The following is a 19699-nucleotide window of genomic DNA, read 5'->3' as shown; positions in this document are numbered from 1 at the left end:
TCCACCGGCAGGTACAGGTCATGAACACCTCGCCGACGGCGCAGCACGTCGTGCTCTACGCGGACTCAGCAAGTCTGGGCGCCGGCCAGTTCTCGTTCGGCACCACGCCCAACGAACTCACGAGTTGGATCTCGTTCCAGCGCAGCAGCCTCGACCTGAGCCCGGACAGCAACGCCACGGTGATGACGACGATCCAGGTGCCTGCGCGTGCATCGCAGGGAGAGAGGTACGCGGTGATCTGGGCTGAGGTGTCCGCCCCTCCCGGCGCTCAGGGCAACATCGGCGTCGTCAACCGGGTCGGTGTACGCGTCTACCTGGATGTCGGTCCGGGAGGCGACCCGCCCTCGGACTTCCAGATCGAGAACCTCGCGGCAGCACGTGCCGCCAACGGACAGCCTCAGGTCCTCGCTCAGGTGAGGAACACGGGGAAGCGCGCCCTGGACATGAGCGGCTCACTGACGCTGACCAACGGCCCAGCATCCACCAGCGCCGGCCCGTTCCCCGCCACCGACGGCACAACGCTGGGGCCGGGAGACAGTGCCCCCGTCACCGCAGCCCTCGACCGACAACTCTCCAACGGACCGTGGACCGCGACGTTCACGCTCTACGGCGGTCTCGTCCAGCACACCGCCAACGCCACCCTCACCTTCCCGGTCGCCCCCGGGACCACGAGCCCGGTCCGCGTCTCGCTGGACCGCTCGGCCGGCAGCGCGCTCAACTGGCCGACGATCCTGGAGGTGGCGGGTCTCATCCTGCTGTCCGTCGCCATCTGGTTGCTCTTCGACCTCAAGCGTCGCAGAGCGGCGCCAGGGTAGCCGGCCCCGGCCAGCAACCTCGCCCAGGGCAGAGAAGCCCGCGCGTTTCCTCGGGCAAGGCCCCGAGGAAACGCGCGGGAGATGGCCGACGGCAGCATCGAACTGCCCACACAGTGCGCTATATGTCGGATATACACGTTTTTCCACGATGCCGAGTGGATCAGCGAGAACGGCCTGAGGACTCCAGGGAGACTCAGCGCCCGTGGGACGTCCTCTCGGCGAGCCGGACAAGAGGACGAGATGAATTGGCCCTGGTATGCCCCACGGACAGTGTCACGCGCCCTGGTACTGATCCTGCTGATCTGTGCAGCATCCGTCGGAACGGCACTGCTCCCCCCGCATGCCAACGCGGCGGGGGCGGTGCTGTTCCATCAACCGTTCCACGACGACACCGTGGATGGAACGGCGGGATCGGTGTCGCTGCCCACGGCTCCGTCCGGGCCCAACAGCGCCTGTCTGACAGCCTCCGGCAATGCCACCGCCAATCCGCTGTCCAGCTGCCCGAGTGCGACGGACGTGCAAGGTGCGGGCCGGCTTCGGCTCACCTCGAACTCCATGTCCCAAGAGGGTGGTGTCTTCGCCGACACGAGCGTCCCGACCTCGCAGGGCCTGGACATGACGTTCGACTCCTACCAGTACGGGGGTACCAACGCCGACGGGATCGCGTTCGTGCTGGCCGCGGTCGACCCGGCCAATCCGCAGACACCGGCCGCCATCGGGCAGACCGGCGGATCCCTCGGCTACTCAGCGAAGAGTTCCGCTCCAGGCCTCGCTGACGGCTACCTGGGAGTGGGCATCGACGCGTACGGCAACTTCAGCAACAAGTACGAGGGATCGGGCTGCGCCGACCCCGCCGCCATCGCGCAGCGGATGCCGGGTCAGGTCGTGGTGCGAGGTCCGGGCAACGCCGCCGTCGGGTACTGCCCGTTGCAGAGCAGCGCCCCGACGCCGACCGCTCCGAAGCTCACGCTGCGGGCCGCGACGCGGACTGCTGCGCTGGTACCTGTCGAGGTGGTCTTCAATCCGACGGCGTCGTCGGTGACGACGCCGTCCGGGCTGGCGGTGCCCGCCGGCGACTACGCCGTCAGCTTCACACCGGTGGGCGGAACGGCCAGGACCATGGTGGGTGCCCTGCCGGTGGTACCGGCCGGGCTCTACCCGGGGAGCTGGGTCAGCGCCGGTGGAATCCCCCAGCAGGTGGCATTCGGATGGGTGGCCTCCAGCGGGGCGTCGGCCGATTACCACGAGATCGACAACGTGGTGGTCACCAGCCTCAACTCCGTCCCCCGACTCGCCCTCTCCCAGACGAGCTATGCTCCGGCGACGCCGGCGCCGGGCACTCCGGTCACCTACACGGTCTCGGCATCGTCCTCGGGGGCGGCGGAGAACTCCCCGGTGACAGTGACCCAGACCCTTCCGGTCGGAGTCCTGCCGGTCCGCGCCTCCGGCGGTGGCTGGGTCTGCGGTCCGCCGGCCGGACAGCAGATCGTGTGCACGGACAGCACAAGCCCTTTCACCAGCGGCACGATCACCGTGAACGCAGTCGTCACCTCCAGCGTCGTCACCCAGGCCCTCATCCAGACCGGCACCAGCGCAGTCGTCTCCTCCGGCGACGCCGGCCCCGCGACATCGTCGAGCGCACCGGAGGGCACCCCGGCCGCCGCGCCCGTGGTCACCGCCGTGACCCCGCTCAACGGGCCTTCCCGCGGGGACAACCACGTCACCATCAGTGGCACCAACCTCGGTGGAGCAACGGCCATCGAGATCGGAACGGCCGCCGAATTCGCCGCCGGCACACCCGCCACCCTGGTGCCGTGCGCGTCGTCGGCGCCCCGCTGCTTCACCGTCACCAGCGACACCGGCCTGGACATCCCGGCCATGCCCCACCACCTGGCGGGACCGGTGACAGTGACCGTCGTCAGCCTGGGCAGCTCCGGCAGCGGCGTCTACGCCTACAACCCGGGCCCCGCACTCAGCTTCCCCGATCCACCGAGTGGGGAGATCAACGCGTACTACAGCGACCAGCTGACGATGGCCGGCGGAACCAGCCCCATCACCTGGTCCGTGAGCGCCGGAACACCGCCGCCCGGTGTCACGCTCAACGCCGCCACCGGGCTGCTGTCCGGCACACCCACCACCGCGGGCACGTACACCTTCACAGTCCGGGTGACCGACGGTGCCGCTCTGAGCGGCACCAGGCCGGTGTCCCTGTCCATCATCGCCGGGCCCGCGCCGACCTTCACCGCCCCACCGCCCGCCTGGACACACACGGTCTACCTCGACACGCTCACCGAATCCGGCGGAACCAGCCCGTTCACCTGGTCCGTGAGCGGTGGCGGACTCCCCAGAGGCATCAGCCTCAGCCCCGACGGGAACCTGACCGGTACCCCGACGGCGACCGGGACGTTCCATTTCACCGCCCGGGTGACAGATGCCAGGGGCCAGTCCGCCGCCCAGGCGACCAGCGTGAGCGTGTCCGCCGGAGTGTCGACCACCTTCGTCGCCCCTCCGGTCGCCGTCGTCGGCGTCGCCCACACCGACAGGCTGACCGCCGTCGGCGGCACCACCCCCTACACCTGGTCGGTGAACGCGGGAAACCTGCCGCCCGGCGTCACCCTCACCTCCGCGGGCGTGCTGTCCGGCACACCCACCGCCTCGGGTATCTTCCCGTTCTCGGTCAACGTGACCGACAAGAACAACGGCATCGCCACCGCCTCGATCACCCTGGTGGTCAAACCCACTCTCCTGCTCGGCTTTCCCGCCCCGCCGTCCGCGCAGGTCGGCGCCGCGTACAGCGACACGCTGACCGCCACTGGCGGAGCCGCCCCCTACGGCTGGTCGGTGAAGACGGGGACGGTGCCCACGGGCATCACGCTCAACGCGTCCACCGGCGTACTCGCCGGCACCCCCACCACGGCCGGCACTTTCACCTTCACCGTCCAGGCCACCGACAGCAAGAGTCAAACGGCCACCGAAGCCACCTCGGTCACCGTCGCCGCCGGACCGCTGGCGATCTCCGTGCCCGCCAGTGCGACCCTGCCGGACGCCCCGCCCGGCGGCACCATCAACGCACCACTCGGCGCGGTGACCGTCACCGACAACCGCGGCGCCACAAACGCGCAGTGGACAGCCACGGTCACCACGACGACGTTCACCACCGTTGGCGGAACCCCTGCGGAGACGATCCCCCCGACCCAGATCGCCTACTGGTCCGGCTTGGTCACGGCAGGCACCGGCGACGGCACGCTCACCCCAGGCCAGCCGGACCAGGCCCACGCCGTGGACCTCACTGTCCCGCGGACCGCGTTCAGCCGTTTCAGCGGCAGCTCAGTCAACTCGGCGTCATGGAACCCCACCTTGGCCATCACCGTGCCTGCCACGCCCGTGGAATGCAGCTACACCGCCACGGTCACCCACTCGGTGGCGTGACGCCGCCCTCCCGGCATATCCAATACACCTTGGCCATCAGCAGGAAATCAGCCGTATGGGCCACCGGTAGCACATATCCAAAATCATTGAAAATCCCCGGACCAAGCAGCCGGACCACCATCCCGAACGGACGGCACACCGAGGAGGAAACGACGCCGCATGGAGTACTGGAATAGAAAGAAATCTTTTATCAATATATGGTTCTCGTGGCCGAGCGTAGTCACGCAATTCTCCGGGCAATGGGCCCGGCGCTGCGCTCGGAACCTGAGGAGGTATCGCATGCGCCTGTCGTCTCTTGCGACCGCGGCCCTGCTGGGCACGGCGGTTCTCGCGGTGAACGCCCCGCTTGCATCCGCACAGACGGTCTCGGCAGTCACCCTGCCTACCGTTCACGTCGCCCCCATGACCAACCAGGCCTGTTCTCCCACAAGTCAGAACAGCCCCGCGGCCGCCATTCCGTCCGCGGACGTCGCGAACAAGGCGGCCGCGCCTTCCCTCGAGCGGGCTCCGCAGCAGGACCCGGGCATGCAGCCGCAGAGGGAGGACCGGGACGACCCCGGCAGGACCATCGTGGTGTCGGTCCACATCATCAACAACAACGACAACGAGGCCGAGAACCGCAACGACATCAAGAACGACAGCAAGGCCGACAACCGCAACGACAACAAGGCCGATGCCGACAGCAAGGCCGCCAACCGCAACGACAACAAGGCCGAGAACCACAACGCCTCGCACGCCGACAGCGCAGCGCTCGCCAAGGCGCACGCCACGAGCGTCAACGTTCTCAAGAACCACAACCGGAAGGTCGTCAAGCACCAGCGCCACCACTGCCACCACGAAGAGTAGAAGCCGCTGACGTGCGCACGCAGGTGACACGGCGAGCACACGCTGAGCACACCGAGCAGCCGACCTTCTGAGATCCACCCGCCCGGCACTGAACCGGGCAAGCCTGTCCGAAGCCGTACACTCGGCTGGAAGGCCCTGCCACCTCCCCCGATGGCAGGGCCTTCCCCTGTTCGGCAGCGGAGCATACGTGCGCCGCCCACGCGGTCCGCGTCCACGCCGGCCATCGGCGGATATGCCACGACATACCCGCGAACCCATATCCGCGTCGACTGGCGCGGCAAGTACCCCGAGCCTTACCACCGAGTCGGTTCGGATTGCCCGCCCGATGGTGCTCCATGAAATTACTCAGCGACATAAAGGTGAAGCGACAGCCTTCTTCCGTGTGAACCCTGTGGCCCTCGTGTTACGTTTCCCGCCACATCAGCGCAAACTCTCAGGAATTCAGAGGCCGCGCAGCAGAGGCACGCCTTGGGAGAGGGTCTGATGCTCACGGAGCAGGGATATGCGGAGGCGCGAATGCCGCGCTGCCGGTCGCGATCGCAGGATCCGGCGTTGAGACAGCCACCTCATGCCCTGGCCCCACGCCTCCGTCCAGGGCGATACCCACTGTCCCGGATCTGTCCCTCACCCCCACACACGGTTCCGACGTGCACACGGCATCCATCGGCGCCGTTGTCGGCAGCGTCTGCATGACGGCGACGCCGCCGCCCTTCGCGCGCCACTGCACGGCGCTGACGACCCACCGGGTCACCGGCCATGGCCGGACCCGCGACCGATTCCACACCCAAGACACGGAGCCGTGGCCGACCAGTGGAAGGGACGGTCTCCATGGCCGCTGAGCCACTCGATCCAGAGCGGACCACTCCCATCGGCCGCACTCGCACCGGCCCGCCTCACACCGGCGTTCAGGCCCCGGCGCTCCCCCCGGCCAAGGCTCCCTGGACGTGGATGTACCACTCCATCGGCGCCTACGGCGAAGACCCGTACCAGGTCACCGTGACTCCCGAACGGTTCGCCCGGCAGCTGTCCTGGCTGCATTGCACTGGTCTGCGCGGTGTGAGCATCAGCGAGCTGCTGCAGGCCCACGCGGAGGGGCGCGCCAGTGGAATGGTCGGACTCACCTTCGACGACGGCTACGCCGATCTGCTCAGCGAGGCTCTGCCGGCGCTGGAGCGCTACGGATTCACCGCGACGGCGTTCATCGTCGCCGGCCGGCTCGGCGGACAGAACGACTGGGATCCGAACGGACCCAGGAAGCAGCTGCTGACCCTTGAGCAAGTCCGCCTGCTGGGGGGTAGCCGCATCGAGATCGGCTCGCACGGACTGCTTCATCGCTCCCTGCCCGGCCTCGCCCCTGAGGTGCTGGAAATGGAGACGCTGCGCAGCCGCGAGTTGCTGGAGGCCATCGTCGAACGATCCGTCACCGGCTTCTGCTACCCGTACGGGGCGGTGGATCCCAAGGCCCTGTCCGCGGTGCGCGACGGCGGCTACGACTACGCAGTCGCCATCGACCACGGGCCGCTCAGCGGGCGTTGGGCTCTTCCACGCACCTTCGTCGGCGAACGGGACGGCGAATGGCGGCTGCGTGCCAAGCGGGCGCGCCACCGGCTGCGCTGTCTTCGCACCCACGCCGAGGGAAGGGGGGCCTGTTGAAGGTCCTGCATGTCATCACCGGACTGGCCGCCGGTGGCGCGGAGCAACAGCTGCGGCTACTGCTCCGGTACCTGCCGAAGCGTCTGCAGTGTGACGTGGTCACCCTGGAGAACCCGGGCACCGTGGCCAACGGGTTGCGCGCCGACGGCGTCAGGGTCTTCGACCTGGGCATGCAGGGCAACCGCGATCTCGCCGCGCTGCCGCGGCTGACCGGCCTGATCCGGTACGGCGGCTACGACGTGGTCCACTGTCACCTGTACCGGGCCTGCGTCTACGGCAGGATCGCCGCCCGCCTCGCCGGGGTGCGCGCCATCGTGGCGACCGAGCACTCGCTGCTCGCCCAGACGCTGGAAGGCAGACGGATCACCCCTGGCGTCCGTGCTCTCTATCTGGCCACCGAGAGGCTGGGACGGAGCACCGTGGCGGTGTCGGAGGCGGTCGCGGAACGGCTGGTCCTGTGGGGGGTTCCGCAGGGACGCGTGGAGATCATTCCCAACGGTGTGGACCGCGCCCGCTACATTCAGCCCGCGCCGACCCGCGCTGCCACCCGCCTGGCCATACGGGCCGAACTGGGACTGCCGCACGATGCCTTCGTCATCGGCGGGCTCGGCCGCATGGTTCGGGGAAAGCGCTATGACGTGCTGATCGACGCGCTCGCGATGATGCCCTCTGCGCCGTCCGCCACGCGAACCCCCTGGCTTCTGCTCGTCGGCGAGGGCGAATCCCGCCCTGCACTGCAGCGACGGGCCAAGGAAGCGGGAGTGGCCGAACGCGTGGTCTTCACCGGGGAGCGGGACGACGTCCCCGAACTCTTCACCGCCATGGACGCGCTGGGCGCGCCGTCGACGTTGGAGACCTTCGGGCTGTCCCTGATCGAGGCACTCGCGGCCGGGCTGCCGGTGTGCTGGTCCTCCGGGCCGGCCCTGGCCGAACTACCGGCCGATGCGGCGCCCGGAGCCTTCTGGATGCCCGCGGATCCGACGGACTACGCGGCGCAGTTGAGCGCGCTCAGCTCTTCCCGGCTCACTCCGCTCGCCCAACCGGAAGCGGTCAGGCACTACGACATCGCCCGTTTGGCCTCGGACATCTGCGGCCTGTACGAGCGGATCGGGCCGCCGCGGGCCGCCCCGCCGGCCCAGCGCTCGGCGTCCACGCCCATGTCCACCTCGGAGGATCGACTCGCCGTGAAGAAGGTCTGCACCGATGTCCGCCCGTAGCCGCGCCTCGGGCGAGACCGGTACCGCGCCGGGTCGCTGCCGCCCCGAACCGCCGGCACCGCCCCTCGGCCCGGTCGACCCAGTCATCGGGGCGAGGATCCCGGTTCCGGCACCGGGCACGGCCCTGCCCGACTCCCCCCGTACCGGGGCCCACCCCGTACCGGAGCGGGGTCCACTGGTCGAAGTGGTCCGCGATGCCGCCGTACTCGACTCCCTGGCCGCGGAGTGGGACGCCCTGGTCGACCGGTGTTCCGCAGCCACCCCCTTCCAGAGCCACGCCTGGCTCTCCTCGTGGTGGCACTCCTACGGGCGCCGTGGCCGGCTGCGCGTGCTGACGGTCCGCCAGGACGGACAGCTGGTGGCGGTCGCACCGCTGATGCTGCGCCACCGTCTCCTCCCGCTGCTCACGCCGATCGGCGTGGGCCTCACCGACTTCCTCGACATCCTTCTCGACGACGCGCATGCGCAGGAGGTCGCACCCCTGCTCGCCAGTGCACTCGCCCGCGAGCTGCACCTGAACCGCCCGTGGGCCGCCCTGGATCTGCGCGAGTTGCGTCCCGGCGCCGCCGCGCATCTGCTCGCCACGCATTGGCCCGGGGCGCGACGCCTGTTGCCCGACTCCCTGTGCCAGCACCTTCCCGGTGCCCCCGCCGAGAAGTTGCTGTCGCGGCTGTCGGGTCGCACCGCGCAACGCTTCCGGTTCAAGCTCCGCAAGCTGGAGGCGACCGGGATCGAGACCCGGCTCGTTCCCGCCCAGGAGGTGCCACACGCCATCACCGAGCTACTTGCCCTCCACGAACTTCAGTGGCGCGGACGCGGCGTCACCACCGAGCACCTGCGCAGCCGCTTCGCCGTGCACCTCCGTCGGTCTGCGACGCGGATGGTCGCCGCCGACCGCGCCGCGGTCCGCCAGTACCGGCTCCACGGCGCCCTTGTCGCCTGTGAGCTGGTGCTCCAGGGTCCCGACCTGGTGGCGCTGTACCTGTTCGGCGCGCACCCGGTTCTGCGGTCGCAGGTGGACATCGCGGGCATGCTCCTGCGGGAAAGCCTGTCACACGCCTCCGAGACCGGCCGCGGCGAGTTCAGCCTCCTTCGCGGCGACGAGCCGTACAAGTACCACTGGCGTCCCGAACAGCGCCGCAACGAGCGGCTGCTGCTCGGCGGCGGCCCGGCAGTCGCCCTGCGCGCCGGCGCGATCCGGGGGCGTCGCGGCGCCGTGCGTGTCCTGCGGAAACGCCTTCCCCTACTCGTGGGCCGGGGCACGTCCCGCTGACGACGGCAGACCGCCGGGCGGCGGCGTCCTACCGCTTCGCCAGCACCTGCCGATAGACCCGGCTGGCCTTCGGGTTGGCGGTGCAGCGCCACACCCCGTGGGGACAGTAGTCGGTGATGGTCTGGTAGAGCGTGTTGTGGGTGCTGATCCAGTGCAGCATCTGTTGCACGAACGCCGGGTCGTCGCCCTGGCCGAACATTCCCCACTCGGGATACGACACGGGCTTGTGGTGCGCGGCTGCGAAGCGGACCTGTGCCAGCAGCCCGTACGGCTCCTGGACATAGCTGGTGAAGGACGCGGTGCGGCTCGGGTCGGACTGGGCCATGTCGTAGCTGTCCATGCCGACGATGTCGGTGACATCGTCACCCGGATAGCAGTCCGGCCAGGGATGAGCGTCCAGGCCACGGGTGGGCGCGAACTCGAACCGGAAGTGCTCCCCGGGGACGGCCCGCATCGCGCCGACGATCCGGCGCCAGTACGTCTTCCAGGCGACCGGGTCGGGGCCGCAGCGCCCGGTGTAGGTCGTGCCGTTCATCTCCCAGCCGAGGGTCAGCACGGCGTCGGACGCGCCCAGCGCGACCAGGCGCCGCGACAAGGTGGTGTAGTGACTGTCGTACCTGCCTTCGGCGCCCTGCCGCAGCAGGGTGCGGACCTGGTCGTCGCCGACGTCGCCCTCGTTGTCGGCGAGCATCGGCACGGCAATGACCAGGAGCCGATCGGGGGCGGCCAACCGCCAGGCCGACCACGGCGCGAGCAGCGTGGTGCTGCCCTCGATGTCGCCCCAGGTGTCACCGGGAAGGTAGGTGTGTCCGACCTGGATCCTCGCACCGCCGAGCCAGCCGGACAGCTGCCGCTGCGCGTCATTGGATTCCGTCGAACCGAGGAAGGCGCCGAACGGCACGGAGTGCGGGGCGACCGCCGTCGGATCCGCGCGCGTGACCGGTGGCCCGGCCTTGCCGCCACCGAGCCGCAGCAGCACCACGCAGGCCAACGCGAGCAGCAGCGCTGCCGAGACGAACAGCGTCAGCGCACGACGCGCCATTACCGTCCTCCCTTCATCGCGAGCCGGCTGAACTCACGGTAGGCGGACCTGCCTCGGTCGACGGCAGGACACACCTCGATGGCGAGGAATTCCCGAGGGAACCATCAATTCGCGCTGCCGCAACCGCAATTCACTCGACATCAGGGGAATTTCGACGAGCAGAATCCGCGGCCATCGCGGTCGCGCTCGGCGATTTCATCCAACTCGACTGTCTCATAAGTTGCTTGCGACAGACCCCGGTCCAGCCGCCGGTGAGCAGACGCCCAGCGGAGCGAGGGCTGCGTTCAGGTCCTCGCCGATCGGCCCGTCCTGCCACCTGTCCATGGCAGCGCGCAACCGCTCCAGTTCACCGCGGTGGCGAGCGGATCCGGTGTCGGCGGCGATCACCGCGGACTCGCCGGCCAGCACAACGGCCTGTTCGGGCTCGCCGAGGCCGGCGCACGCGATGGCTTGCCGGGCCAGATAGACCCCGGTATCCCGGCGGGCGCTGACCGGCGTCGCGGCGGTGATCTGCTCCCAGAGCCGATGAGCCTCGCGGTGCAGCCCCAGTCGGCCGTAACAGGTGGCCCGTTGCACCTCGAAGTAGCGCTCGTTGCGTCTGCCGGCGGTACCCCACTGCGCCGACGGGTCCGTTCGCTCGACGTGTCCGGCTGCCCGGTCGAGCAGGCTGTCGACACGCTCCCGGTCACCGAGCAGCGCGTGCCCGTGGGCCTGCTGGGCCATGAGGTTGACCTGGATGTGCGACGAGAGCCGGTAGCCCTCGGCCAGGGCGATGCCGCACAGGTCGACCACGGCGCGGCCGTCACCGAGGTCGGCGCGCAGATGAGCGGTGTTCGACAGGGTGTAGGCGACGAGGTCGGCATCACCGGACATACGCGCCTCGTTCTGTGCCAGGCCGTGCCAGTAGGCGGAGGCGTGCCAGGCTCCGGAGTCCTGATGCAGCCATCCGCACAGTTCGGCGTATGCGGCACCGACTTTGAGGAGTTCACTGCGGACCTGGCGTTCAGCGTCGCGTGCGAGGGCCGCGATCAGCTTGTACTGCTCGGTTACCGTGCTGATCAGGTCGCGCGAGCCAAGCATTATGTCGGCGACGTAGTGACCGTCGAGCTGGGCGTAGAAGTACGGGACTATCCCCAGGTCGACGTGCCGCCTGGCGTTCATGCCCGAGAGGAAGTCGGATGCGGCCGGCCCGAAGGGATACCCCGTGGTGAGGACGCAGCGCCGGTCCGAGGAAGCCCGCGGCACGGTACCCGGTTCGCATGCCCGGATGAAGCCGAGATCCCTGGGCCGTCGGCCGAATACCGCGCTCAGCACGGTCAGCGCAGGATATCGGGGCCATCCAGGATTTTCCGACTCCCATCTGCGGTAGGTGCGCTCGGAAACCGACCACCCGCGAGCGGCCTGCATAAGGGAAGCCGCCTTGGTGATCTCGAACGCGGCCTCCTCCTGGGAGTGCCACCCACGAGCAATCCGGGCGGCCCGCAGACGGTAATTCCCCAAGCTGGGGTCTAACGGATCCTCAGTACCCACCCGGCTACGCCTCCCTTTGACGCTTCGGCGACGTCAGCTGGAACGGTGCAGCAACTACCCATTCTGCATTCTCCTAATAGCCTAGGCATCGAATGGAGTTGGGGCGATACTCTGTTCGCCGTCTCACTCGATCAGGTGATGGACGCCAGGCCATGGATTGGCGAGGGAGCCGCAATATCGTTTCTCCTTCGCATACGTCTGGGCAGAAACCTTTCAGTGATTTCGCAGTGGCCGCAGAATGGCCGCTGGACTTCCTGGCCGAACGGGGTCCGGTGCCCCTGTACTCAAGTGATGACCGCCCAGGTCCAGAGGCCAGCATCGAGGCTCCCCTCCTGGCCCTGGGCGGTCGTCCCGTTTCCGGCGAGTAGAGAGCTGCCTGCATGCACTCCCTGGGGTTCGTGGTTCGCTTCACCATCCGCTCCCGGCCGTACCTGGTGGCTGCGGTTCGCCGCCGGGTACTGGTCCACCTGCATTGCCGCGGCGTACGGCTGGATCCCGACACGTCGGCCGTGCTGGAGCTACTCGTGTCCGAACTCGTCACCAACGCTGTGGTCCACGCCAGAGGCACACGGGTGGCGGTCACTCTGTACGGATGGGGAAACCGAACCTTGGTCGATGTGCACGACAGCAGCACTCAGCTTCCACGGGTCCGCCGCGCTGAGGACGGCGCCGAGGCCGGGCGCGGCCTGGCGCTGATCGCCCACCTCGCCTACCGGTACGGCTGGGCGCCCACGAAGGACGGTAAGCACTGCTGGGCCGAGGTCAGGCATTCCCCTGACCCCGAGCGGAGCGCCGTCCCACCCACACAGGAGTCGGCCGTTCACCAGGAGGAGCCCCAGGGAAGGAGGCCGGAGCGGGCGGCACGCAGCCTCCTCCCCTTGCGCTGCTGCCCGGCGAGCAGCGATCCGGACGGGGAGTCGTCCTGGGCGCGCGATGGGCACCAGCGCCCGGTTTCACTGCGGCCCGACCCTGTCACCGCGCACCACGGAGATCTGGAACGGGGTCAAGTTGTTGGCCGGGTTGCGGTCGTCGGGGCTCGTCACTGCGATCAGGCCCGTCAGCCGGCCTGACGCATCCGGGCTGATCTGTACGGGCACGAGAGCGGTCGCCGTCTCCAGCGCCGGGAGCCCGGCGGGAAAAGTGCACTGGACGACGACACCGCCGGCCTCGGTCCGGCAGCCGACCGGGAAGAACGGCCCCACTGCCCTGGCCCCAACAGGAAGGTCGACTGTCACCGTGAACGGGGAAGCCGTGCGGTCCGGCCCAAGGTTGGCAACGAACGCGTGCACGGTTGTCGTCCCGCCCGGCTTGACCGGCGCGGGATCCAACCGGTACACCGCCAGGTCGGAGTTCGAGGGCGAGGAAGAAACCGTGGAGATGGGCGCCGCGGCACCGGTCAGGACCGCAGTAAGCAACGCCACCGCGCCAAGTCGGTGCACCATCTGGTCAGCTCCTTCATCAGAACAGAGCGACCACTCTACGTAACCAACGCATCCGATCACGATGGCGCGCCGTAGTGTGCAGCCGAGTTCGACCGACGGGCCCCCAGGGCAGCCGACCGACCTGTGCACCCATTCGACGACTCCCTGACCTTCACGATCCGGTGCAGGTCTACTGGGTTGACCGGTCCGGGGAATGGTCCGGGATCTGAACGGCGCGCCTGCCGCATCCTGCGCTGGTGTCCCGCTGCCCGTTCAAAGGCGGCGGGACAGCAGCGCCTCCGGCTACAGCCGCTGCAGCGGCACCCAGCGCGGCCCGGCACGACGCCGGCCTCTGCCCATGCGGGCCAGGCGTTCCCACTCCGGATCCCGCTCACCGGGCACCGCTCGCTCTTGGGCTGCCCACTGGGCAGCCAGGGCGTCGAACAACGGCGTCTGGCTCGGGCGGATCGTTTCTGTGTCGGTAGGCGGCAGTACCCCGCTGGTGGATTTCGTCAGGCTGGTCACGGAAGGTTCAACGAGCGCGACCATCGCGCGCACCGCGGCAGGCACCCGTGTGGCCGGGCGTGCGCACCGTCGGGTCACGCCTGCCACTCGTGGGCGCCGCCGCCGATCCAGTGCACGCTGTCGGGCGATTCGACGTCGAGCTCGTCCAGGCCGGCGCGGCGGCAGAACTTGGCGACATCAGCGAGGCTGTGCGCCTTGCCGACCTGGGTGCCGAGGATGTCCACGCGGCGGAACGGCGGGGAGGCGTCGACGACGGGGTGCACGACGACATGCGCGAGGTGCTCGTCCTCATGGGTGCCGAGGGTGGTGTCGGTGTCACTCATGAGGTCAAGGGTGGCCGCCCCGAGGCGGACCGGCATCCCGGGACCGGGGTCCACGAGGCGGGAGCCCCCTTCCACAGATAGGGGCTCCCGGCACGCGCGCCGGCTCCAGACCTTCTCCTCAGCAGCGCTGTCCCAATCGACCACGCCCCGGGCACGCCCGGAACGGGAATGGGGCCGATCGGCCGTACAACTTCCCCTGACCGTGTGCGCACGCAGTTGAGGGAGCCCCCGCACGCAACGGGGGCTCCCTCGCGCCGGGAGAAGAGGCTGGGATGCCTGCCCGGCGGGCGCGGTCGACGGGGGTTCAGGTCCGGACCGGCGCACGGCACCATCAGGCACCCCGGCGACGGCGCGTGCGACCCGGATGGGCCGTCCGGGCGACGGCATTTCGCTCACCTGGGCGTCCGGGCACTGTGAAGCGGAGTTGGAGAACGGCAGGACCTGAGACGGGTCCGCCGCCGGCATCTGGCAGCGGACCCGTCTCATGCGCCGGTCAGCGATAGACGCGGACGTAGTCCGCCGAGAACGTGATGGGTGTCGTACCGGACGGGGCCGGATGGTACTGGCCCGCCGACACCGAGAGATTGAGGATCACGTATGCCGACCAGGTCGAGCCGACTCCGGTGTTGTCCTGGTAGACCATGACCCCGTTCACGTACCACTGCACCGAGTTCGCGCCGTAGTACGTCCCGATGGTCACCCACTGGCCGGGATTGATGGTCGAAGCGTTCGTGTAGTAGTCGGACGCGGCGTTGACGTGGTTGGTGAACTCGAGCAGGTTCGGGTTGTCGGGGTGGTACTCGAACGAGTCGATCTCGCCGTTGCCGTTCTTCCAGGTCCACAGCGCCGGCCAGGCGCCCATCCCGGTGGGGAGCTTCACCCGGGTTTCGATGTAGTCACCGGTCTTGACCTGGAAGCCACCAGAGGTGCCCTCCGTCGTCAGCAGCCCGGTGTTCCATGACGTGTTCCCGTTCTCCAGCACGTGCGTACCCGGCTGTGCGGTGAACGTCACGGCTCCGCCGGACACGGACACGTCCGAAGGGGTGATCCAGTCGAGCTTGTTGTCGCTGGGATTGTGGTTCCCGTACTGGTAGGAGGAAGTGGTCGAGTCGTTCCACACCGACGGAGAGGGGGCCGCGTTGAACTCGTCGGACCACGCCAGTGTCTTGCCGGCGGTCGGCCCGGACGGTGTCGGCGTGGGGCTGGGCACGGTCGGGGCCGCGCCGACGACCATCGTGGTCGAGGGCAGGTTGGTCCATGCACCGGCGACCTCGTACGCGCCGAAGATCGTGTAGGTTCCGGCGGTGAAGGTCCTGGTGCCAGTGGTCAGTGTGTAACCGGCCGGGCAGATCGTCACGTTGGAGGCGCCCGGGAAATCCTCGACCGTATTGTTCTTGTCCCGCACCGCCACCGTCACGGCCTGCGCCGTGAAACAGGCTGTGGACTGGAGCTTCAGCGTCGCCGACGCCGGAACGCCTGCCGTCAGATACGCGGGGGCAAGGTACAACTCGGTCACCGTCGGGCCCGATGACAGCAGGTTGCTGAGAAGGATGCCAACTCCCGACGCCGCCCCTGCCAGCACCATCACCGCACCGAACCGCAAGGACTTTCGACGCCGACCCGGCTTCATCGACCGGTCCCCGGCCGTCGTACGCCTGAAGAGATACTGCTTCATGATCGACTTCCTCACTGACGTGTGAAGAACATCCCAGGCAGCCGACCGACAGGATCCTCACTGCCGGTCCGGCACGGAACGAACCCGCATGCCGCCGAGGCGCACCGCCCGTCCGACCGAGTCGGTCAGATCGCCGCCGGTGATCCCATCGTTTGCCCATAGTAGGACATTTGACTATTTACGCCGACTGGAAGCGGCACCTACCGCTCCAACCCTCAACTGCCGATGGAGCTTTGCGAGCAGGTGCCGTTCATCACTGCCCCAAGTCGGCTGCTCGGCAACGCTCCAGGTCGACATGGGGAAAATCACTAAAAGTCCTCACCCCCGCAGACTGCCCACCTGCGCCGACCCCTCGGCGCGACCGAATCCCGATCAGTCACCCGCTACGGAGTGCGACGATCCGTCAAACACGGGCCGGACTCCGGGCGATCCCCGTGGCGAGACCGTGAGCTGCGCTCGTCGAAATTCCCCACCCTCCCCAAGCCCCGACAGCGTGATGCCGCGACCCCGGCCCGATGATCTCCAGACCCGCCGAATTGGCGGTCGGGGTTTTCGAATTGAGACAGGACCGGCCACCACCGAGCATGGCAAAATGTCTGACTATTAGCCAGGGCAGTTAATGCCCAGGTCAATCTGGGCGATTCACGAATTATCTCGGTAGTGTCACATCCACCTGCCTTGAATCCATTTTGGCCCGCGTCTCGCCGATGTTCCCGACGTGGTGGCAGGTCTACCTCGGGGAAGCCCAGTTCGACATGGGCACACAGCAGAGGAGTACGTGTGCGGCACACCATCCGCGGCGGTGACCGGCCGCGTCCCGATCGGCCCATCGGCCCCCGGACCGCCATTACGGCACAGGACCGGCCGGCCCCAGCAGCCACTGTCCCTTCTCGCCCAACGGCCGCCCGGGCGCATCGCTGGACCACGAACGTCACCACCCCTGTCGCCCTGGCCATGGCGGACACCATCGCCATGCTCTGCGCGATCGCTTCGGTTGACCCCGCCCGACCGCACCATCTCCTGGAGGCCGCCTGTGTCGGGCTTCCGGTCGTGGTGATCCTCAACCATGCGGGGGGGCTGTACCGGGTGCGGTTCGCGCTCTCCGCCCTGGACGACCTTCCCGCGCTGGCCGTACGCGCCGGCGTTGCCGTCGCCGTCAGCCTGACGGCGGCCCGATGGCTGCATCTGCACTGGCTGACCGCCCTCGCCGCGCACAGCCGCAGCCTGGCCGCCCTCATCGTCTGCCAGATCCTGGTGGACTTCCTCGGCCGCAGCGCCGTCTTCGCCGTCGCCCGCGGCATCCGCCGCCGCCACCCCCGCCACACTCTGATCGCCGGGGCGGGCCATGTCGGGCAGCGCGTCACCGCGGCACTACTCGACCACCCCGAGTACGGCCTACGCCCCGTCGGCTACATCGACTCCGACCCGATCTTCCTCCCCTCCGACTCCAGCGTCCCGGTTCTCGGCGGCCCCGCGACCCTTGACCTGCACATTCCCGCCCAACGCGTCCGCGCCGTCGTCCTGGTCTCCGGCACCACCGACGACAGCGAATGGACTCAGACGCTGCGCACCAGCACACGCCACGGTTGCGAGGTATGGCTCGTCCCGGGCGTCCCCGAGTTCAGTGCGTTCGCCTCGGGAAGCCAGCTGGCGGCCCAGGGCGACCATCTCTGGGGCTTTCCCTGCCTGCGTCTGGCCCAGGCCGCCACCGACAGACCCACGTGGGTACTCAAACGCGGTATCGACATCGTCCTCGCCACGCTGGGCCTGGTCCTGTCCGCCCCCTTGCTGGCGACCTGTGCCCTGGCCGTGCGTATCGACGGCGGGCCCGGTGTGATCTTCCGTCAGCAACGGGTGGGTCTGCTCGGCACCACCTTCGACGTTCTCAAGTTCCGCACCCTGCGTCCTGCGGACGACAGGGAGTCCAACACTCTGTGGAACATCTCCCATGACCACCGTATGAGCCGGATCGGCCGCTTCCTGCGCAGCAGCTCACTGGACGAAGTCCCGCAGCTGTGGAACGTGCTCCGGGGCGACATGAGCCTGGTCGGGCCGCGCCCCGAACGGCCCTACTTCGTCACCCGTTTCACCCAGGCCTACCCCCGTTACGGCGACCGCCACCGCGTGCCCGTCGGCATCACCGGACTTGCCCAGGTCAACGGCCTGCGTGGGGACACCTCCATCGAGGACAGGACCCGCTTCGACAACCACTACATCGAGAGCTGGAGCCTGTGGCAGGACATCAAGATCATGCTGCGGACGGTCAGCTCGGTGTTCCGGTCCTCCGGGAGCTGAGCCGGTGCCTTCCTCTGCTCTCCGGCTGCGCGCCCCGAGCCCGCAGGCGGTCTACCGGGTGCTCCTGGTGTGCACCGGCAATCTATACCGCTCGCCTCTCGCCGAGCGCCTGCTCGTCGAGCAACTGGGCCCGTTCGGCCGCGGGATCCGCGTCATCAGTGCCGGAACCGCCGCGCGGGCGGTGCCGATTCGGCTCGCGGCGCTGCCCACTGAGCCGGCTACCGATTCGCGCGGCAGGGTGCCCCGCAGGCTGACCGTCGACCTGGTGGAAGGCTCCGATCTGGTGCTCGGCGCTGCCACGAAGCACCGTGAAGCCGCGGTGCGGATGTCGCCGGCCTGGGCGCTGCGGCGGGCATTCACCCTGAGGGAGTTCGCGCGCCTGGTACGACCTCAGGACGCCGAGGGCACTACCTGTCCGGTGGAACGGTTCACCGTCATCGCCCAGGCCGCGGCGGCGAGGCGAGGTGCCCGCTGCGCCCCGGCCGACGATGACGTGGCGGATCCGCAGGGTGCCTCCTCGCAGGTGGCGCAGACGTCTGCGGCCCTGGTCGAGGAAGCGGTGGAGCGGATCGTGAGAGCTGTGCTGGGCTGAGGCGGAACCGCGTCGCCCTCGGGTACTGGGATGGGACGATCCGCGGAAGCAGATGATCCGTCACGGTGGCGCGCAGCGGTCGTGCCAGTGGCTGGCGCAGGAGCACGGGAGCAGCGTCAGAGGGTGGCCCAGGGTGGCCCAGGGTGGCCCAGGGTGGCCCAGGGTGGCCCAGGGTGGCCCAGGGTGGCCCAGCTAGTCCTGGTCGCGGCGGCGTCGGCGAAGCAGTGTCACCGCTGCGGCGCCGCCGACGGCCAGACCGGCGGCCGCGGCCGCCTGCGCACTGAGAAGACTTGAAGCGCTTCGGATAAGTGGCTTCTTGTACGCGACGGTCGCTGCCGAGAGGTAGGTGTTCTCGGCCGCGTTGCTCGGCAGACTGACGAGGACGGGTACTGAGAGCACCTTGTTCGAACCCTTGGGCGTGAGGGTGAGCAAATGGACGCCGGGGGTGGTGTTGGCGGGGATGGTGACCTCGCCCGAGACGTGGCCCTCGGCGTCAGCCGTGAAGGTGGCGAGTTGCTGCTGGAGGGGGACACGGTGCACGCTGCGGCTCGCGCGGGCGCCGAGGGGAAGCGGCAGTGTCGGCGGCAGCGTGGGCAGCACGAGGTTCAGCACGATCTGCTGTCCGCCGGGGAGGGTGGCGCTGAAGACGAGGTGGCCGCCGGCGATGACCAGGCTGGCGCTGACGCTGAAGCCGCCGGGCACCGGTGGGTAGGCTGCGGCTCTGGCGGACTGGGCACAGGCCAGCGGTGCCGCGGCGACGAGACCGGCGGCCGTGGCCGCGAGGGCGGCGCGGCGCACGGATTGTGTGGGCATGGATTCGTGGCTCCTTACTTGGGCCCGGAGGCATGGATGCCGGGTGGATTCGCGTGGTGCTGCGGGCAACGGCTGCGGAGATGCATGCGAGCTTGCAGGCGCCGGGCAACGTGCCCGCTGCGTAAATCCGTCGTATGGCGCAGCCGTTGCGGCGACCGTGGAGATCGGGGTGGACGTGTGCCTGAGCGCACCGGCCCGTCGCTGCACGCTTTCACGGCAAAGCTCGCCGGGGCAGGCCGGTGTGACGCCG

Annotated in this window: 16 protein-coding genes; 10 read left to right on the top strand and 6 right to left on the bottom strand. The window is 69.0% G+C overall.

The genetic code is table 11. From position 1 onward, the window contains the following. Positions 1–20: 20 nt before the first annotated feature. From ABH925_RS17840 to ABH925_RS17815, 6 genes are all read left to right on the top strand, one after another. Positions 21–815 carry a peptidase gene (locus ABH925_RS17840; protein WP_370149028.1) on the top strand — a complete coding sequence of 265 codons (795 nt, stop codon included), beginning with the start codon at positions 21–23 and terminating at the stop codon, positions 813–815. A gap of 555 nt (positions 816–1370) precedes the next feature. After that, positions 1371–4244 carry a putative Ig domain-containing protein gene (locus tag ABH925_RS17835; RefSeq protein ID WP_370149027.1) on the top strand — a complete coding sequence of 958 codons (2874 nt, stop codon included), beginning with the start codon at positions 1371–1373 and terminating at the stop codon, positions 4242–4244. A 525-nt stretch (positions 4245–4769) separates the two neighbouring features. Further along, a complete protein-coding gene (locus tag ABH925_RS17830) occupies positions 4770–5090 on the top strand; it encodes a hypothetical protein (RefSeq protein WP_370149026.1) in 321 nt (106 codons plus the stop codon). 948 nt (positions 5091–6038) lie between these two features. After that, entirely contained in the window at positions 6039–6743 is a 705-nt protein-coding gene (locus ABH925_RS17825) for a polysaccharide deacetylase family protein (protein ID WP_370149024.1), read from the top strand. Then, complete coding sequence (locus ABH925_RS17820) at positions 6740–7960, top strand: glycosyltransferase (RefSeq protein ID WP_370149022.1); 1221 nt, start codon at positions 6740–6742, stop codon at positions 7958–7960. Before ABH925_RS17825 ends, ABH925_RS17820 begins: the two co-directional genes overlap by 4 nt. Further along, the gene (locus tag ABH925_RS17815; protein ID WP_370149021.1) at positions 7947–9233 is read left to right on the top strand and encodes a GNAT family N-acetyltransferase; all 1287 of its coding nucleotides are present in this window, start codon (positions 7947–7949) and stop codon (positions 9231–9233) included. The genes ABH925_RS17820 and ABH925_RS17815 overlap by 14 nt, the downstream gene beginning before the upstream one ends. A gap of 28 nt (positions 9234–9261) precedes the next feature. Here ABH925_RS17815 and ABH925_RS17810 read toward each other — a convergent pair whose 3' ends face one another. Together ABH925_RS17810 and ABH925_RS17805 are read right to left on the bottom strand one after the other, a co-directional pair. Then, entirely contained in the window at positions 9262–10275 is a 1014-nt protein-coding gene (locus tag ABH925_RS17810) for a glycoside hydrolase family 26 protein (RefSeq protein ID WP_370149019.1), read from the bottom strand. Between the two features lie 213 nt (positions 10276–10488). After that, positions 10489–11436 carry a Twin-arginine translocation pathway signal gene (locus ABH925_RS17805; protein WP_370149018.1) on the bottom strand — a complete coding sequence of 316 codons (948 nt, stop codon included), beginning with the start codon at positions 11434–11436 and terminating at the stop codon, positions 10489–10491. Positions 11437–12185: 749 nt separating this feature from the next. On the opposite strand from ABH925_RS17805, the gene ABH925_RS17800 reads away from it, so the two are divergent. Further along, complete coding sequence (locus ABH925_RS17800; protein ID WP_370149017.1) at positions 12186–12875, top strand: ATP-binding protein; 690 nt, start codon at positions 12186–12188, stop codon at positions 12873–12875. Here the strand turns inward: ABH925_RS17800 and ABH925_RS17795 are convergent. The 3 genes from ABH925_RS17795 to ABH925_RS17785 all read right to left on the bottom strand — a co-directional run bounded on the left by ABH925_RS17795 (position 12759) and on the right by ABH925_RS17785 (position 15491). Further along, positions 12759–13307 (bottom strand): hypothetical protein, encoded by a 549-nt coding sequence (locus ABH925_RS17795; protein ID WP_370149015.1) that lies wholly within the window; start codon positions 13305–13307, stop codon positions 12759–12761. The genes ABH925_RS17800 and ABH925_RS17795 overlap by 117 nt on opposite strands. A 518-nt stretch (positions 13308–13825) precedes the next feature. Then, on the bottom strand, positions 13826–14074 hold the full coding sequence (locus ABH925_RS17790; protein WP_370149014.1) for a hypothetical protein: 249 nt from the start codon (positions 14072–14074) through the stop codon (positions 13826–13828). Positions 14075–14567: 493 nt separating this feature from the next. Continuing rightward, positions 14568–15491: a family 16 glycosylhydrolase gene (locus ABH925_RS17785; protein ID WP_370149012.1), complete on the bottom strand. Its 924-nt coding sequence runs from the start codon at positions 15489–15491 to the stop codon at positions 14568–14570. On the opposite strand from ABH925_RS17785, the gene ABH925_RS17780 reads away from it, so the two are divergent. From ABH925_RS17780 to ABH925_RS17770, 3 genes are all read left to right on the top strand, one after another. After that, positions 15469–15774 (top strand): hypothetical protein, encoded by a 306-nt coding sequence (locus ABH925_RS17780; RefSeq protein WP_370149010.1) that lies wholly within the window; start codon positions 15469–15471, stop codon positions 15772–15774. The genes ABH925_RS17785 and ABH925_RS17780 overlap by 23 nt on opposite strands. Before the next feature lie 929 nt (positions 15775–16703). After that, the gene (locus ABH925_RS17775; protein WP_370149009.1) at positions 16704–18044 is read left to right on the top strand and encodes a sugar transferase; all 1341 of its coding nucleotides are present in this window, start codon (positions 16704–16706) and stop codon (positions 18042–18044) included. Positions 18045–18111: 67 nt separating this feature from the next. Further along, positions 18112–18636 carry a low molecular weight phosphatase family protein gene (locus ABH925_RS17770; protein WP_370149007.1) on the top strand — a complete coding sequence of 175 codons (525 nt, stop codon included), beginning with the start codon at positions 18112–18114 and terminating at the stop codon, positions 18634–18636. Positions 18637–18828: 192 nt separating this feature from the next. On the opposite strand, the gene ABH925_RS17765 is transcribed toward ABH925_RS17770, so the two are convergent. After that, positions 18829–19449, bottom strand: a complete 621-nt coding sequence (locus ABH925_RS17765) for a hypothetical protein (protein WP_370149005.1) — start codon at positions 19447–19449, stop codon at positions 18829–18831. Between the last annotated feature and the right edge of the window lie 250 nt (positions 19450–19699).

It is taken from the genome of Streptacidiphilus sp. EB129, from assembly GCF_041262645.1.
Classification (GTDB): domain Bacteria; phylum Actinomycetota; class Actinomycetes; order Streptomycetales; family Streptomycetaceae; genus Streptacidiphilus.
This window is presented reverse-complemented; position numbering and strand designations above follow the sequence as displayed.